Origin of the sequence: Mesorhizobium sp. M7A.F.Ca.MR.148.00.0.0 (genome assembly GCF_003997735.1) — a bacterium.
Taxonomy (GTDB): domain Bacteria; phylum Pseudomonadota; class Alphaproteobacteria; order Rhizobiales; family Rhizobiaceae; genus Mesorhizobium.
Genome location: NZ_RZTB01000715.1, coordinates 1 through 234 on the forward strand (window position 1 = coordinate 1; position 234 = coordinate 234).

The 234-nt window shown below is 62.0% G+C and carries 1 protein-coding gene; it reads right to left on the bottom strand.

The window, feature by feature from the left end:
* Window positions 1-234 (bottom strand): aldo/keto reductase (locus tag EOB49_RS35960; protein WP_206526241.1); only part of this gene is annotated, 234 nt, incomplete at both ends.

A 234-nucleotide genomic window follows, 5' to 3' on the forward strand; every position in this document is an offset into this window, starting at 1 on the left:
CATAGAGCGCCTTGCCCGAGCGCACGGCATGGTCGAGCGCACCCATCGTTTCTTCCAGCGGCGTGTCGGGATCGAAACGGTGCGAATAGAAGATATCGACATAGTCGAGCCCCATCCGCTTGAGGCTCTGGTCGAGGCTGGCCAGCATGTATTTGCGCCCACCCCATTCGCCGTAGGGTCCGGCCCACATCTCGTAGCCGGCCTTCGTCGAGATGATCAGCTCGTCGCGGTAGG